Annotated in this window: 9 protein-coding genes and 1 pseudogene; 7 read left to right on the top strand and 3 right to left on the bottom strand. The window is 40.4% G+C overall.

Annotated elements, in window-relative coordinates; all coding sequences use genetic code 11:
* A complete protein-coding gene (locus C427_RS16370) occupies window positions 1–996 on the bottom strand; it encodes a Gfo/Idh/MocA family protein (RefSeq protein WP_007642221.1) in 996 nt (331 codons plus the stop codon).
* 160 nt (window positions 997–1,156) lie between these two features.
* On the opposite strand from C427_RS16370, the gene ettA reads away from it, so the two are divergent.
* The 4 genes and pseudogenes from ettA to C427_RS16390 all read left to right on the top strand — a co-directional run bounded on the left by ettA (window position 1,157) and on the right by C427_RS16390 (window position 9,282).
* Window positions 1,157–2,824, top strand: a complete 1,668-nt coding sequence (gene ettA, locus C427_RS16375; RefSeq protein ID WP_007642218.1) for an energy-dependent translational throttle protein EttA — start codon at window positions 1,157–1,159, stop codon at window positions 2,822–2,824.
* A 550-nt stretch (window positions 2,825–3,374) separates the two neighbouring features.
* Window positions 3,375–6,272, top strand: a complete 2,898-nt coding sequence (locus C427_RS16380) for an Ig-like domain-containing protein (protein WP_007642216.1) — start codon at window positions 3,375–3,377, stop codon at window positions 6,270–6,272.
* A gap of 442 nt (window positions 6,273–6,714) precedes the next feature.
* A pseudogene (locus C427_RS16385) lies at window positions 6,715–7,717 on the top strand (IS30 family transposase).
* 530 nt (window positions 7,718–8,247) lie between these two features.
* Window positions 8,248–9,282 carry a patatin-like phospholipase family protein gene (locus tag C427_RS16390; protein WP_007637961.1) on the top strand — a complete coding sequence of 345 codons (1,035 nt, stop codon included), beginning with the start codon at window positions 8,248–8,250 and terminating at the stop codon, window positions 9,280–9,282.
* A 15-nt stretch (window positions 9,283–9,297) separates the two neighbouring features.
* Here C427_RS16390 and radA read toward each other — a convergent pair whose 3' ends face one another.
* A complete protein-coding gene (gene radA / locus C427_RS16395) occupies window positions 9,298–10,662 on the bottom strand; it encodes a DNA repair protein RadA (RefSeq protein WP_007637962.1) in 1,365 nt (454 codons plus the stop codon).
* A gap of 172 nt (window positions 10,663–10,834) precedes the next feature.
* On the opposite strand from radA, the gene C427_RS16400 reads away from it, so the two are divergent.
* Window positions 10,835–13,354 carry a PilZ domain-containing protein gene (locus tag C427_RS16400; RefSeq protein ID WP_007637963.1) on the top strand — a complete coding sequence of 840 codons (2,520 nt, stop codon included), beginning with the start codon at window positions 10,835–10,837 and terminating at the stop codon, window positions 13,352–13,354.
* Window positions 13,355–13,424: 70 nt separating this feature from the next.
* Here the strand turns inward: C427_RS16400 and serB are convergent, their stop codons facing one another.
* Complete coding sequence (gene serB, locus C427_RS16405; RefSeq protein WP_007637964.1) at window positions 13,425–14,489, bottom strand: phosphoserine phosphatase SerB; 1,065 nt, start codon at window positions 14,487–14,489, stop codon at window positions 13,425–13,427.
* A gap of 71 nt (window positions 14,490–14,560) precedes the next feature.
* On the opposite strand from serB, the gene tsaA reads away from it, so the two are divergent.
* Window positions 14,561–15,370: a tRNA (N6-threonylcarbamoyladenosine(37)-N6)-methyltransferase TrmO gene (gene tsaA, locus C427_RS16410; protein ID WP_007637965.1), complete on the top strand. Its 810-nt coding sequence runs from the start codon at window positions 14,561–14,563 to the stop codon at window positions 15,368–15,370.
* A 94-nt stretch (window positions 15,371–15,464) separates the two neighbouring features.
* Entirely contained in the window at window positions 15,465–17,180 is a 1,716-nt protein-coding gene (locus C427_RS16415) for a proline--tRNA ligase (RefSeq protein WP_007637968.1), read from the top strand.
* The last annotated feature ends 59 nt before the right edge of the window (window positions 17,181–17,239 follow it).

Consider the following 17,239-nt stretch of genomic DNA (forward strand, 5'->3'; position numbering starts at 1 on the left):
CTATAGTGCTTCTATCGTTCCCGGAAAGTTCACACCAATTTGCTTGCGGATATTATCCATTACATTTAGCACCCCGATGCTGTCGCGATGTGACATCACATCACTGCACTGCATATTTTGTTCGATGCACTTCATGCTTTCTTCTATTTGATATTCAAAGCCGTTAATCGGATGAGGTATATCAATACTTTGTATTAATCTGTCATCACGGTAAATAGCAGCGCTATCAGTATCCCAAAAACATGCGGGTAAATTGACGTACCCTTCGGTGCCCACTATTCTCATGGTATTGCTTGTTTGAGATAACATGGAACATGTAAATTGCGCATAACGACCCGAAGCATAATACATGTTGGCAAATACGTGACCGTCAACATTTAGATCAGTTAATTGCCCCATAGCCTGCACTTTATCTGGATGTTCCTGAAGAAGAAACTGACTGACAGTAATACTATAAATGCCTAAATCAAGCAGAGAGCCACCAGCAAGTTCCGCTTTAAGTAAGCGACTGTTTTCTTGCTTTTGAAATGCAAAACCAATCTCTGACTGAATATATTGAATATCACCGATTATACCTTCATTTAACAACTGCCTAAGTTGTGATAAACAAGGCATGAATCGGCTCCATAAAGCCTCTTGTAGCAGTAAGTTTTTGCTTTGCGCTAAGTCAGCTAATAATTGCATTTGCTTGGCGTTCACTGTGCAAGGTTTCTCTACCAGAACATGCTTACCCGCTTCTAAACACATTTTGGCTTGTTGGTAGTGAAAGTTATGTGGAGTAGCAATGTAAATAATATCGATCTCAGGGTCAGCTAACATTTGCACGTAATCTGCGTATATCTTTTCAATTTGATAAGTATTAGCAAAATTGATTGCTCGCTCTTCTGAACGACTGGCGACAGCCAAAATTTTACCTTTTTTTGACGACGCGATTGCTTTTGCAAATGTATTTGCAATATTTCCAGGACCAATAACGCCCCAATTAAAGCTTTGCATGTTTTACCTTGTTAACAACTTTATAGAATAAAATACTACGATAACTGATGATAAATCACATCCATTATTCATAAAAAGCCACACTAAAAAATCACAATACCTTTTACCCTGCCCTTGCACTGAATTACACTACCCACAAATTAACTCTATAAAGACAGTTATGGCTCAATACGTTTACAGCATGCTTCGGGTCGGTAAAGTGGTTCCACCCGGCAAACATATCTTAAAAAACATTTCTCTCAGCTTCTTCCCTGGAGCCAAAATTGGCGTATTGGGTTTAAATGGCTCAGGTAAATCAACGTTACTAAAAATTATGGCTGGTATAGATACTGATATTGAAGGTGAGGCTATTCCTCAAACCGGACTAAAAATTGGCTATCTGCCCCAAGAACCTCAATTGGACGAAACTAAAGATGTTCGCGGCAACATTGAAGAAGCAGTGGCAGATGTAGCACATGCCCTAAAACGTATCGATGAAGTCTATGCTGCGTATGCGGAAGAAAACGCTGATTTTGATGCTCTAGCCAAAGAGCAAGGTGAGCTCGAAGCCATCATCCAAAGTAAAGATGGGCATAATCTCGAAAATGCTTTAGAGCGCGCAGCCGATGCCTTACGCCTGCCTCCGTGGGATGCAGACGTTAGCAAATTATCAGGAGGTGAGCGCCGCCGTGTTGCTTTGTGTAAGTTGTTACTCGAAAAACCAGAAATGTTACTACTCGATGAACCTACCAACCACTTGGATGCGGAGTCAGTAGCATGGTTAGAACGTTTCTTACATGATTATGAAGGCACAGTAGTGGCGATCACCCACGATAGATACTTCCTTGATAATGTAGCGGGCTGGATACTCGAGCTTGACCGTGGACAAGGTATTCCTTGGGAAGGTAACTATTCATCTTGGTTAGAACAAAAAGATGCACGTTTGCAACAAGAAGAGAAAACCGAGAGCGCTAGGCAAAAATCCATCAAAACGGAACTTGAATGGGTACGTTCAAATGCCAAAGGTCGCCAATCTAAAAGCAAAGCGCGTATGGCTAGGTTTGAAGAGCTTAATACTGGTGATTACCAAAAACGCAATGAAACCAATGAGTTATTTATTCCACCCGGTGAGCGTTTGGGTGAAAAAGTCATTGAAGTCACGGGTTTAAGAAAATCCTATGGTGACAGGTTGTTAATAGACGATCTTACATTCAAAATGCCCAAAGGAGCCATTGTTGGCATAGTCGGCCCTAACGGTGCGGGTAAATCCACTTTATTCAAAATGCTCAGCGGCGACGAACAACCCGATGCCGGTAAAATTGATGTCGGTGAATCAGTACAGTTAGCCAGCGTCGATCAATTCCGCGATCAAACGAACGGGGGCAATACGGTGTATAAAGAAATCTCTGATGATTCAGAAATTATCCGCATTGGAAACTTTGAACTGAACAGCCGCGCTTACTGCGGACGATTTAATTTTAAAGGTTCAGATCAACAAAAGTTTATGAAAGACTTGTCTGGTGGTGAACGCAACAGAGTGCACTTGGCTAAATTATTAAAAGCCGGCGGCAATGTATTATTGCTAGATGAGCCCACCAATGATCTGGATGTTGAAACCTTACGAGCTCTAGAAAATGCCATTTTAGAGTTTCCAGGTTGTGCCATGGTTATTTCTCATGACAGGTGGTTTTTGGACAGAATAGCCACACACATAATGGACTATCGTGACGAAGGCAAAATTAACTTTTATGAAGGCAACTACACCGAATATGCAGCGTGGTTAAAAGCGACTTATGGAACAGATGTGGTTGAACCTCATAGGCTCAAGTATAAAAAAATTAGTAAGTAACTAGTACCACATAAATAAGGCGCATTTTGCGCCTTATTTATGTCTATAAACTATCGTTGCGAAACAAAATATGACTGAGGGGGATCACTACAAGCAGTTTTGAATTTATGTGCCCTTGAATTTGATGCCCAATCGTTAACTGCTGACGATTAACCGAACATGTATCTCAAAAAAACTCGTTTTCCAGCCTGTAGATGTGAATAAACACATCTTATTACTACGTGGCAAAGTTAATGCGCTTTAGTGAATTTTATTCTACAGAGTAAATTGACTCTTTAATCGCACATTAAACCTCTGTAGGCAGATTCAAGATACTTAATATTATTTGAAATTAGTTGAAAAGTAGAAAACTTTCAATTAATACAAAACTTTACTAGTCAGTTTATTTACGATGTGTAGCAAAAACATACAGAAATGCCATTTATAAATGTATATTCCAGATCAAGGTACAAAATTAATTAAAACCGTGCAGAAACGGTTTATAAGTAATATTATCATATTAGATAAGTCTATCTAAATTTTAAATACTGTAAATAAGGAATGCTTCAATATGACCGTATTAAAAATCACTAATTCGTTATTTACACTTTTGGCTTACCTTTTTTCTGCACTACTACTTTTTGGATGTGGTGGTGGTGGTGGTGATGGTGGTGGTGCTCCTGTTACTTCAACCATTTCTATAAGCTCCTTAGACATCACTACAGTTGGGAAGTCTCTGAAGGTATCTGAAACATTTCAGCTAACTGTTACGGGAGCATTTTCTGATGGGTCTACACAAAATTTAACGTCACAAGTGACTTGGTCTGTTGACGATTCAGCAGTATTTGAAGTATCAAATGCCGGTTTAGTAACAGCTTTATCCGCAGGTACTTCCGATGTAACGGCTGCATTTGAAGGACAATCGATTGAAACCAATATTTTGGTAAAAGCCTTGACCGATTTAAAAATTTCACCGTCCTCTGCAACCTTGGCAATTGCTACTTCTGAGAAGTTAACTGTGACTGGCCTATATTCGGATAACAGTAATGAAACATTGAATAGTTTGGTTACTTGGGAGTCTTCAGATGTGAACGTTGCTACTATTTCAAACTTCGGATTAGTTATTGCTGTGTCAACAGGTGAGACTTTAATTAGAGCTAATATTGGTGAGCTAAGCTCAAGCTTGCGTGTAACAGTTTCTCCAGCGACCCTTCAATCAATAGAGATTAGTTCCCCGATGACGCAAATAGCTTCGGGCTTAACAACTACTTTTTCGGCGAAAGGTATTTATTCAGACGGAACTGAGCAAAATCTTAGTGACCAAGTGGTCTGGAGTGTATCTGACAGTGCAATAGCTTCAATAAATGCTGAAACAGGCTTACTCACCGCATTACAACCAGGCACGTCATTAGTTAATGCAGGTAAAGAAGGGCAAACCCGTTCTTTGGAGATCACCGTCAGTCCTGCTAGCTTGTCTAGTATAGCCATTACCCCATCTGATATTTCCTTAGCCAAAGGCTCAAGTGAACCCGTCAATGTCACCGCAAGTTTTTCTGATAACACTAAGCAAGATGTAAGTAGTCAGGTTGACTGGGTTAATTCAAATGACCAAATAGCTATTATTAAGGATGATTTATTCACCGTGCAGGCCTTGCTGGAAGGTTCAACAACGCTTTCTGCTTCGCTTTTAGGTGAACAAGCAGACTTGTCGATCACGGTAACTAATGCTGAATTGGTTTCTCTTGCATTGAATCCAATTAACGCATCCATTCCACTCGGCCAGTCTCAGCAATACTATGCACAAGGAACGTTTGCTGATGGAACCGTTCAGGATTTGACTTCTGAAGTCACCTGGATATCAAGCAATGAAGATCGAGTTTTGATTAACAACACCGATTCTTTAGCAGGCTTAGCGGAATCGGTTGCATTAGGCAGCACAAAAATCACAGTTGCTTTGGGGGACATCCAACAAGACACATTGTTAACGATTGGGAATGTGATGTTAAGCAGTATACAGGTTCAACCTGTTAATCAAGTAATAGCTAAAGGATCAGATGCTGAGATTAAGGCACTGGGTTATTTTACAGATGGCTCATTAATCGATTTAACATCAAAAGTGATATGGACCGCATCAAGAACCAAATCGGTAGATGTGATATCAGTAAGTAACGGCACTGTGCTAAGTCTGAGTGAGGGGTCGGCTTTGATAAGCGCAAAACTGGACGGTGTAGTAGGTTTGGGGAACATTAAGGTAACAGATGCAACGTTACAGAGTCTTGCTATCAGTGCAACACAAACAGCGATGACTAGCGGTATAACCCAGCAACTTGTTGCAACCGGAACATACTCCGACATGTCAACCAGAAATCTTAATCATCGAGTTAACTGGCAAAGTGATGATGCTTTAAAGGCTACGGTTTCCAATGCAAATAGCAACTCAGGTTTATTAAGAGCCATTAGTCCCGGCCAAGTAACTATATCAGTGAGTTTGGGCTCGCTCAGTAACCAAATAAATATTGATGTGACAGATGCCGAGCTAACAGGTATTCAAATCAATAGTCCTAACTCTCAAATAAATGTAACGTCAACGCAATTGGTAACAGCAATCGCAACATTTTCTGATTCATCCGCTCAAGACGTATCGACTCAAGTAAATTGGTTGAGTAGTGATACTAGTATTGCATCCATCGGGAATGCCGAATTTGACAAAGGTTTTGTTACAGCACTATCTGCTGGTATGGTTAACATATCAGCGTCTTTACAAGGGATTAAATCTTCAACTACCCCGCTCGAAATCATCTTAAATCCTAATTTTCCAAGAGCACTTAATTTAAGTGTGCACCCGAATATGATACTGAATGACAGCAGTGATACATCCCAAATTAGTTTAGTCTTAGTACCGAGTAAGGAAGCGGGTGTGATTGCAGACGGTACTCCAGTAACTTTAACTATCACCGAAGGTGACATCAATCGAGATGTAAACCTCGTTACTACAAATGGTAAAGTAAATTATTCCCTACAGTCATCCTATGATGGGTTTATTTCCTTGTCTGCTACAGCGAGTGGTTATTCTGTAGATTCTGGTTTATCCAGCGCCAATGATTTAGCGAATGCTTTTTATATCAAAGGCCAAGGTACATTAGTGTATGAGAACAATACGCTCAAAGCAGGTAGTGTTTTGTATTTGCTCCTCAGGAACCTGACTAACCGGGTGTTCATTGTTGACCAAATAAATGTTGGTTACTTGGACCCCAATAATAATAATGATTTTGTTAATTTCCCTGATTCTCCTATCACATCTGGCGCAATTATAAGTGATGGCGATTTAACAGCAGGGGAATTCAATGCTATTGGTTATGAATTAGATAACGATACAGAATCTAGTATTTTTGTGTTTTCACATCTCATTACTGATGAACAGAGTAGCACCTCTTTCAGGATAACCAATTCATTTAATTTGGCCCAATAAATAGGGTTAATATGTGAATACCATTTCTAAGAATTTTAAGTATTAGTTTAGTAATGATTGATACTAACCGAGTAAGGTTCTATATAAGCCGTTATCACAAAGCAGCAGTTATCTCTTTAAACGAAGCAAACACCAAAGAATATTAGACACAGGGATATGTCCTTATTTCTCATAGAAAACAGTTTTGGTATGTCGTGTGCTTTGCTCGTTATAATGGAGGAAGGCATATTAATAACAAGTATCTTAGGAGAGTTTGAACTTTTGTACGCTGGGCGGACTGGGCTTTGTTGAGAAATTAATTTTGTGGTGTAACTTATAAGAACCGTTGATGTCATTTATTTAAATACTTGGATTCAAATAATAAGTGCATAACTTGAACAGGTAGAAAAAGCGGTCAGCTGAATATATGCTAATCGCTTTTTCTCCGGCAAGAGATGCAACATTGAAAACATGTAAACAACTGACCTATGAACAACGATGCCAGATTTATGCTTTAAGTAAAACAGGAATGAGCCAAAATAAAATATCCAACAACTAAAGGTTAGTCAATCAAACATTAGCAGGGAGTTTTCCCGTAATACAGGCAAACGAGGCTATCGTTTTAAGCAAGCTCAAACATCGACAGACACACGCCGATTAGTCGCTGTAAAGCCATTAAATTGACAACAGCACTCATTGCATTAATTGAGTCAAAACTTACTACGAAATGGAGTCCAGAGCAGGTGTCTGGGTGGCTTAGGGAGGACCAGAGCATCGACATTAGTTATGAAACTATTTATCAGCACATTTGGTCTGACAAAAAAAATGGTGGTTATTTATTCCAACATTTACGTAGGAAAGGTAAAGCTTATCAATCACGTAGTAAGGATAAACAAGCTGGCAGAGGGTTTATTAAGAACCGTATAAGTATCGATGAGCGTCCACACGTTGTTGATGATAAAAGTAGAATGGGTGATTGGGAAATTGACCTCGTTATTGGCAAAGGTCACAGTGGCGCACTGGTCACGATTGTAGAGCGCAAAACGAGTTTTACCGTTTCGAGACGTGTAGATGACAAGTCAGCAAAAACAGTCACAGCAGCCACCATCGCCTCGTTAGCGCCGTTTAAAAGCGCTGTACTCACGATTACAGCGGATAATGGTAAAGAGTTTGCGTACCATGAACAGATGACTGAAAGATTGAAATGTGATGTGTATCTTGCAGACCCTTATTGTTCGTGGCAACGAGGCTTGAATGAAAATACCAATGGTCTATTACGACAATATTGGCCGAAATCAACAGACTTTAAAAAGGTATCGCAATCAGCCGTTCAAGATGTAATAGTCAATCTCAATAACAGACCAAGAAAGAAACTAAATTATAAAACGCCAGCCAAATTGATGGCTGAACACATGGTGGCTATAGCTGCTCAGGGGTTATGCACTTCAAACTTGAATCTGCCCTAGCCACTTTCAATCATATCTTCTTGTAAACTATAAAATACTTTTTTAAGTAGTTTTTGATACCTATAAATTGAAAACAAATAAATGCATTATTTATCTAATAATGACGGTATTCATAAACTGTCTAAATTGAATAATCTCCTACAACTTTCAAAGTGAAAATATATATAATCTGCACATACATACTGTAACTATTTAGCTGTTTTTACCGCATTGCTACCAGTCATTATAATATATTTTTACCGACGCAAGACAAACTAACTGCGTTGACAGTATCCACAATAACGAATTTAAAGCTCTCCTAAATTCAGGTCTACCAGGTAATTTCTGGTAGTCGCCGGATAATTTTGACATACGGACGAGATTCAATAACGTTTCGAAGACGATTCCATAACCATCACAAGTGTTGATTGGCCCTAGCCAACAAATGGCAGGACCTTTCCTATTAGAGCAATTGATTCTATCAATTATCCAGACGGCCCCTTCCTCTTTACACTTTCTCGATTGCTACAAACCTGAAGAGAATCTGTACCATGAAGTCCTCAATATCCGTCCCGGCTATTACCCCTAAGGAAGTAACGCGCCCTAAATTAGCACTGATAGCAGAAGGTGGTGGTCAGCGAGGGATATTTACCGCTGGCGTACTTGATGCTTGGCTCGACGTGGGTTACGACCCATTTGATATGTTTATCGGCACATCAGCTGGCTCTCAAAACCTAACCAGCTTTCTGTCTCGACAAAAAGGATATGCCAAACGATTGATTCGTGGTTTGTCTCGTCACAAACGATTTTTTCAACTAAGTCGCGGCCTAGTGGGTAAAAACATAGTTGATTTGGATTGGTACTTTGACAAAACCACAGAAGCCAACCGCACAATTGATTTTGAAACCGCTAAGCAAACTCTTGGCAACCGCCAGTTATTCATCACCGCCACCAATTCACGTGATCGTAAACCTTACTTTTTGAGCCCAACGGGTGGCAGTCATCAATGGCGTGAGCTATTAAAAGCATCAAGTGCTTTACCGTTTCTATATAAACAAGGGGTTAAGTTAACACCTTGGCTAAACATTGAGGCTGCCAATCAGGCAGATACAACAAGTGAACAATATGAAGTGCAACCGCAAGCTGATTTTTATCTAGATGGTGGTCTTGCAGCCCCCTTGCCTGTTCGCGAAGCTTATAATCGCGGAGCCCGTAAAATCGTCATTATCCGTACGGCTAATGACCCCTTTCAAGCTCAATCAGCTTGGGTAAATAAGCTCAGTACGTTGGTCTGTGGATCAGGCTATTGCCCCAAAACCATTGATTATTTAATGCAGCATGAACAAGCATACAAGCAAGAACTAGCGTTTATCGCTAACCCACCAGCTGATCTCGAAATAGTGCAAATTTTTGCTGATAAAAAGCTACAAAGTAAGTTACTTGGCAGCACCGATATGGACCTGCGTCACGACCATCGTGTCGGCGTAATAGCCGGCAAAGCTTTTTTAGAGCGAGAAAATGCATCTTACCAAGACGATAATCAAGACCTACTAACGAGTGACAATATGATTATCAACCTATTTTAGGCTAAAAAAAGATAATTATATCGCTTCAAGGGCTTCTGACAGGCTCGACACACCAACAATTTCAATCCCGGCTATGCGCTGTTTAGGTACATTGGCTTTAGGTACTATCGCCCGCTTAAAACCATGCTTAGCCGCTTCACTTATTCTTTCTGAACCATTGGGTACAGGCCTGATTTCACCCGCTAAGCCGACTTCTCCAAAAGCAATTAATTTTTTATCTAGGATTTTATTTTGAAAACTAGACACGATGGATAACAACAAAGCCAAGTCAGCACTGGTTTCATTTACTTTTACCCCACCCACCACGTTCGCAAACACATCCTGGTCGTTCATTTGTACATTGCCATGTCGGTGCAACACAGCCAACAACATTGCCAAGCGGTTTTGATCAAGCCCTACAGCTACGCGTCTTGGGTTTGCCATCTGTGAATAGTCCACTAAAGCCTGGATCTCTACCAGCAGTGGCCGCGACCCCTCCCAGACCACCATAACGATACTGCCTGGAGATTGCTGTTCATCACGACTGAGAAAAATAGCTGAAGGATTAGTGACTTCTTTTAGACCTTTTTCGGTCATAGCAAACACACCAAGTTCATTAACCGCGCCAAATCGATTTTTTTGACTTCTTAAAGTCCGATAACGACTATCACTTTCACCCTCAAGCATCATCGAACAGTCAATACAATGCTCTAATACTTTAGGGCCTGCTAAACTGCCATCTTTGGTTACATGCCCGACTAAAAACATGGCAATATGATGCTGTTTGGCAAAGCGAGTCAAATAAGCTGCACTTTCGCGTACTTGCGACACACTGCCCGGAGCCGACTGCACATCAGGTACCTGCATCACTTGAATAGAGTCAATCACCATGAGTTCAGGCTTATGTTGTAAGGCGAGATCACAAATCACTTCAATATTGGTTTCAGCCAACAATTTCAACTTATCTTTGGGTAAGCCAAGTCGTTCCGCACGCATTGCAACTTGTTGCAATGATTCCTCACCCGTGACATAAAGCGCATTTTTCTTACTTGCCATTTGACACATGACCTGCAACAACATAGTGCTTTTACCCGCACCTGGTGAACCGCCTATCAAAATAGCCGAACCTGGCACGATACCACCACCCAAAACGCGATCAAGCTCTTTATAACCCGACTCGAATCTGGGTAAAGCCTGCAAATCGATGCTGGCTAAAGACTCTACTTTGGCTTGAGTTTGACCTGAATACCCACCTGTATTACGGCTAGTTGAATTGCTAATTGAAGACACCACAAACTCGGTAATAGTGTTCCAAGTGTTGCAATCATTACATTGTCCTTGCCAACGGGGATATTCAGCTCCACAATCAGAGCATACATAAGCAGTTTTGCGTTTAGCCATATTGATAATTTTCTTTTATTGTTTTGAATTTTGAATTGATATTCACTACGTGATTGTCGTATGTTGTGTCAGGTCAATATGTTCTATTAATCATAGTTTTAACAATATTGCCGATAACAGTTACATCCTTTGCTAAGCCCCATAACAATAATAATGAGTTTACCCTGAATTCATGAGCCAAGATCTAGAAGAATACCACGACATCATTGAAGAACTTAAGCCTATGATCAACGAGCCTGAGTTTAATCAGGTATTGAATCAGGTTGCTTCAGAAATTTCAAAACAAAAACGTTTTTTATTAAAAATGGAACTGATGCGCCTAGCTCGACCTTGTATCCGTTTAATTGACTTGCGTGGTTTAGTGGATGGTAAGTGCAGGCTGTATGAGCATCAAGGCAAACAACATACTTTAGATGAGCTGGCAATTGAAACATTTGAACGCCAAGTGCGAATTTTTGGTGAATACACCATTGGTGTTTATGAAGCGGTGACCAATACGGAAAATAATTTTCGGGTCATGTATAAAAAAGAACAAAATGAATCGAAAACGAGGCAAAACGAGCCAGTTGTAGACAAACCTAAAGCTGAAAACTTCCAAGCTCCGATTATTAAATTTGGTACCTTTGCCCAGAGAGGTGAAGAAAGAATGAATTTTTCAGTGAACATAGAAATGTTTTCTGATGTAAATAAAAGCATTCAAGCCACCACTATCGATGTATCGGTGAAGGGACTAAAAGTAAAAGCCAGCAAAGAACACCTGTTCAAACCTGATGAACGCCTGACGGTGCAATTTCGTGGTTTAGAGAAAGAATATCTGCTCGATAAACGTCAAGGCGTAGCCTATATTATTAGCAGCATTGAGCGCACAAAAGATGACCAAAGACTTAATCTTAAACGTCAGTTTGATATTCCTTTCCCTTCGTTTGACAAATTTTTTGAACGCTTTATTCACGGTAATAAACGTCGCTACAAGGTCAATTTAGACAATACAATCACCGCGATTCAAAACAAAACTTACGAGCAATATTACATTCCTAATTTTGTTTCTATACCCGTTTTTATCGAACAAATAGAAAATAGATTTATTCCCAAATATGCGTTAGCTAATGACTGCAACAGGGAAGAAATTCAGTATTGGGCGAATGAATTACAGGATCTAAAAATTGGTTATTTGTTAACAGAAAAACGCATACAATATGGACTATCCCTTGTCAAGGGACAGCAAGAAATGTACATTTTTGTGTTTAACCATATAAAAAATGAGAAAGTCTACTTTTACTCGGCTACTCATGCGGAGTTAGATGCTCAACCTGATTTGAAAAGTTTATTCTTGGCTTATGGATCCCGCAAAGCCAGTTGGCGAGTTTATAAATTACAGTTTATCCATGTAGATCCAAAGCAAAGTTATCGGCCATTGTCTATTGCCAACTCGATTAACGACAAAGTCAAAAGACAAAATCAAAAGCCCTCTCCACGTTTAATGTCGCGCCTGAAAAATATCAACCATGTCGCCTTACTCACCAATATAACTGACGATATCAGTACTGAACATTATCAAAAATTCAAAATAAAGCGTGAACAGTTGATCAATCTTAAAGTATTTGGCCACCCACGTAATAAACCCCCAGCATTGGTTAATGTCTATCGTTTCAAGTATTTTAATCAGCGCAGAGAGTCGCGATTTCTACTGCGAACTGCCGTGCAGGTCAGCATTGATAATGTGGTAATTGAAGGGCACACTGAAGATATTTCAACTCAAGGACTAAGAATAGAATTAGATAAATTCTTTCATCAAACCGACAAAGCTAAAATCACCCTGAGATTTCCACAATTGCAAACAGTCACTTCAAAGTTCGAGTTGTCAAACCTGCCATATATAGTTAGGCATGTATCTAAAGACCAACACGTAGTACATTTGCAAAACTTTGTCACAGAAGAAAGTAATACCGCAAGACGTTTTTTTGAAGCTTTAATTAAGTCAAATCGCTCAAAACTTAAAGCTTATCGTGATGAAGAAGAAGTGCCCGGCATAGGTGAAGCGCTGCGCAATATATATGCTCAAAACGTGATTAACGTGGCATATTTTTTACGCAAAGACAGTGTTGACTTTGTACCTGATGCAGTAGCAACCTCATCAGGTACCAACAGATTAACGCAATTGTTACACTTTCAAGCTAAACCAGGACATTTCAACTTATACCCGCTGTACCGAAATGCCAAAATACGTCACGACTTTATCAATCATACTTTGGCAAACATGAAACCTAATGAGCGCCCCGAAATGCACGAATTGTTGATTGCCTTCGATCCAAGTAAAGACGTAATCGGTGCGGCTATCAACAGCCACTTTACTGAACAATTAAGCAAACCTGAACAGCGCAAAGAGTTTATTACTGAGGCTTTACAAAATGGACAATTTATTGCTGTAAAAGTATTTCTAGCACGCACTGGTAGACCTGATTTTGAAACCATGCAATCAGAGCTCAACTACGTCAGTGTTTACGCGGTGCATAAAGCCAAGTTATTAGAAGAACAGCTTTGGAATGTATCTGCGATGGGCGATATTATCGATGTAACTGACGAAGTATTGAGACGCTTCGAATTTACTGAAAGCGCTATACTACTGAACCACAAATCGCCTCCAACCCATAAAATAAAACAAGTCGGAATTGAGCAATTGCTTAGGTCCTAAAGTCTAACAAAATTTACACACGACCACAGGCCTGACTTTAAGCTCACCCAAGCAATCATAATAAATTGAGTTAGGCCTGCCCAGCTGCCAAAACCCATAACAAAGAGTCTAGCCCCCCACGGCGAATGGCAATATCCGCTTGTTGGCGCACAATAGGTTTTGCATGTAATGCCACGCCCAAGGCGGCAGCATTCATCATAACCAAATCATTGGCGCCATCACCCATAGCAATAGTTTGACTAGGTAAAATAGACCATTGCTCGGCTAAGCTTTTAAGGGTTTGCGCTTTGACATTGGCATCAACAATAGCGCCTTTTACCTTGCCCGTAAGCTTTGCGCCCTGAATCTCTAAATCATTAGCCACAGCTGCATCAAGATTGAGCCTGACTTGTAAATAATCAGCAAAATAGCTAAAACCGCCAGAGGCAATGGCTACTTTCCATTCATAAGATTTTAGTATGTTGACCAAGTTAGCCACACCTGGCATCAGCGGTAATGCATCTCGTACTTGTTGTAAAATCGATTCATCCGCATCCTCTAAACAAGCAACTCGGGTACGTAAACTCTGTGCAAAATCTAATTTGCCTTGCATGGCCAGCACAGTCACTGCCGACACTTGTTCACCAACACCAGCTAGTTCAGCAATTTCATCAATACACTCAACAGCGATAACCGTGCTGTCCATATCCATCAATAACAAGCCCGGTTCGGCTAAAGAAGGGGTTTTATTAACCAAACATATCTCAACACTAAAACGGTTAGCCACATCTTCTATTGGTGTATTTATGTTGTTTGGGGTTTTCAAAGCAACATAAGCGCAAACAGCAAAGCCACTCACACCTTCAACTTTAATCACTCGATAAAAGGCTAACTCTAGATAATCTGCTAGCGCTTGGGTCACTTGTGTTAATTGCTGCAAGTGCAAGCCTTCCGTAAAAACAACTAATTTACTGTGGTTAAACTGCCCATGAGATACATTAGACCCAAAGGCAGATTGTGGCTCACCCGTTAATGTTTTAGGTCGACATAAAGTGCTATCAATCAAAGTGAAGTCAATTAAGCCTTGTTGCCTAACCAAGTCACTTAAATACAAATGGGAGCATAAATCTTTATCAGCAATTTTTATTTCAAACACTATTGAGTAACCGTAACAATCAGAATGAATGCATGGTATCCAATGACTTAACAGAATGCTATTAGGCCGTTATGCTTGTTTTAATTAACTTAGGGCCTCTTTATATATTGAATAAGCGCTTAGTTTCAGCAACCATACAAACCGTTCACACTTATTTAGTCGCAACCAACTATTCGTTTATGACCATCAATATCCAGCCTATTGGCAAAATTCATACACCTTATAAAGAAAAGTTTGCCATTCCACGTCAACCGGGTTTAGCAAAAAGCGCCGAAGGTAAAATTATCTTTTTTGAAGAGTTTAATGATCCTAACTATCTGCGAGGCATTGAGCAGTTTAGCCATCTATGGCTACTTTTTCATTTTCACCAAACTGCCGAAAAAGGCCATTCCCCCTTGGTACGTCCTCCTCGCCTAGGAGGCAATCAAAAACTGGGGGTATTTGCCACACGCAGTCCTTTTAGACCTAACGGCATAGGTATGTCTGTGGTCGAATTTGTGGCAGTGAGTTATCAAAATAAGCAACTAAGTCTAACCGTTAAGGGTATAGATTTATTAGATGCCACCCCTATTTTAGATATAAAACCTTATGTTCCCTACGTAGATAGTCTTCCGCTAGCGTCAGGAGGCATGGCGCAGCATAGTCCAGAATTGATGGCTGTTACTTTTACCGAGCAAGCCAATAGACAATTGAATCAACTCGAACAGCGGTATCCGGCATTAGCCTCACTTATTCGAGAAGTACTCAGCCAAGATCCCCGACCTGCTTACCACCAAGACGCTCATCCAAGTAAAACGTATGGCATGACCTTGTTCGATCTCAACATTCAATGGCAAGTGATTAAACGTCAAAATATAGTACTGACAATACACTCAAATTAATTCAGCAATTGTAACAATAATGGCTTTAGCCAAGGTAAACCTACTGTTAGAATAAGCACTGTTTTTTCTTTCAAACCCAGAGATTTTATCGTTCATGCGCACTAGCCAATATTTATTATCCACGCAAAAAGAAACCCCAGCCGACGCAGAAGTCATTAGCCATCAGTTAATGTTACGGGCAGGCATGGTTAGAAAATTAGCTGCTGGATTGTACACTTGGCTGCCGTCTGGTCTGCGTGTGCTCAATAAAGTAGCCAATATAGTGCGCGATGAAATGAACAAAGCGGGCTCGATAGAAATATTAATGCCTGTCGTTCAGCCTGCAGATTTATGGCAAGAATCAGGCCGCTGGGAAGAGTACGGACCTGAATTACTGCGCATAAAAGACCGACACTCACGTGACTTTGTATTAGGCCCAACGCATGAAGAAGTCATTACGTCATTGGTCAAAAATGAAGTCAACAGCTACAAACAACTGCCGCTTAACTTGTACCAAGTACAAACTAAATTCAGAGACGAAATCCGCCCTAGATTTGGCATTATGCGAAGCCGTGAATTCACTATGAAAGACGCTTATTCATTTCATTTGGATCAACCTTGCTTAGAAACAACTTATCAAACTATGTATCAAGCCTACTGCAATATTTTTGAGCGTATTGGCTTAGATTATCGCCCAGTAATAGCCGACAATGGCTCTATTGGGGGCAGTGCGTCCCATGAATTTCATGTGTTAGCCGAATCAGGTGAAGATGATATCGCCTTTAGTAATAGCTCTGATTATGCGGCAAACATTGAAATGGCGAGTGCTTTAGCACCCACTGGTGACTGCCCACAAGGCACTCAAACGCTAGAAAAAGTGGCTACTCCTGGGCAAAAGACTATCAATGATGTGTCAAAATTTTTAAAAGTATCTGCTGAGCAATCAGTTAAAACATTAATTGTATTGGCTGAACCGGATGAAAAAGGCAAACAAGGATTAGTCGCTTTAATCTTACGTGGTGATCATCAACTTAACGAAGTCAAAGCAGAAAAACAAGCGGGCGTGTTTGCTCCACTGACCATGGCAAGTGAACAACAAATAGAAGACACACTAAACTGCACCATTGGTTCACTTGGACCAGTTGGCATGACAATCCCAGTAATAGTGGATGCAAGTGCCGCTCATTTAGCAGACTTTATTTGTGGTGCTAACGAGACTGACTTTCATTATACCGGCGTAAACTGGTCACGAGACGCAGCTGAATTTGAAGTAGCAGACATTCGCAATGTCATTGCCGGCGATATATCCCCGGACGGCAAAGGCACCTTAGAGATAAAGCGTGGTATTGAAGTGGGTCACATATTCCAACTCGGTGATAAGTACTCACAAGCGATGAACTGCGGGGTACTCGACGAAAACGGCAAGCACAAAATCCTTAGCATGGGTTGTTATGGCATAGGTGTATCTCGCATAGTGGCTGCAGCCATTGAACAAAACCACGATAAATATGGGATTATCTGGCCCGAGGCTATCGCCCCTTTTAAAGTTGTGATTATTCCAATGAATATGCATAAGTCACAGCCCGTTAAAGAAATCGCCGAATCTTTATATTCACAACTAATTGAAGCAGGTGTTGAAGTATTACTTGACGACAGAAAAGAACGCCCAGGCGTAATGTTCAATGATATGGAGCTTGTCGGTATCCCCCACACAATAGTCATAGGTGAGCGTAACCTTGACGAAAATAAAGTGGAATATAAAAATCGCCGTAGTGGTGAAAAACAACTGATTGAAACTAAGCAACTCGCAGAGTTTGTGAGTAACTTATAAGTTACTGAAATATGTTTAAAAGCGCCTTCAAGGCGCTTTTTCATTATATAAAACAACTT

Origin of the sequence: Paraglaciecola psychrophila 170, from assembly GCF_000347635.1 — a bacterium.
GTDB lineage: Bacteria > Pseudomonadota > Gammaproteobacteria > Enterobacterales > Alteromonadaceae > Paraglaciecola > Paraglaciecola psychrophila.

What these genes read in the sequence shown, in the direction of transcription:
- C427_RS16370 (WP_007642221.1), bottom strand. Translation starts at nt 996, where the DNA reads ATGCAAAGCTTTAATTGGGGCGTTATTGGTCCTGGAAATATTGCAAAT.
- ettA (WP_007642218.1), top strand. Translation starts at nt 1,157, where the DNA reads ATGGCTCAATACGTTTACAGCATGCTTCGGGTCGGTAAAGTGGTTCCA.
- C427_RS16380 (WP_007642216.1), top strand. Translation starts at nt 3,375, where the DNA reads ATGACCGTATTAAAAATCACTAATTCGTTATTTACACTTTTGGCTTAC.
- C427_RS16390 (WP_007637961.1), top strand. Translation starts at nt 8,248, where the DNA reads ATGAAGTCCTCAATATCCGTCCCGGCTATTACCCCTAAGGAAGTAACG.
- radA (WP_007637962.1), bottom strand. Translation starts at nt 10,662, where the DNA reads ATGGCTAAACGCAAAACTGCTTATGTATGCTCTGATTGTGGAGCTGAA.
- C427_RS16400 (WP_007637963.1), top strand. Translation starts at nt 10,835, where the DNA reads ATGAGCCAAGATCTAGAAGAATACCACGACATCATTGAAGAACTTAAG.
- tsaA (WP_007637965.1), top strand. Translation starts at nt 14,561, where the DNA reads ATGCTTGTTTTAATTAACTTAGGGCCTCTTTATATATTGAATAAGCGC.
- C427_RS16415 (WP_007637968.1), top strand. Translation starts at nt 15,465, where the DNA reads ATGCGCACTAGCCAATATTTATTATCCACGCAAAAAGAAACCCCAGCC.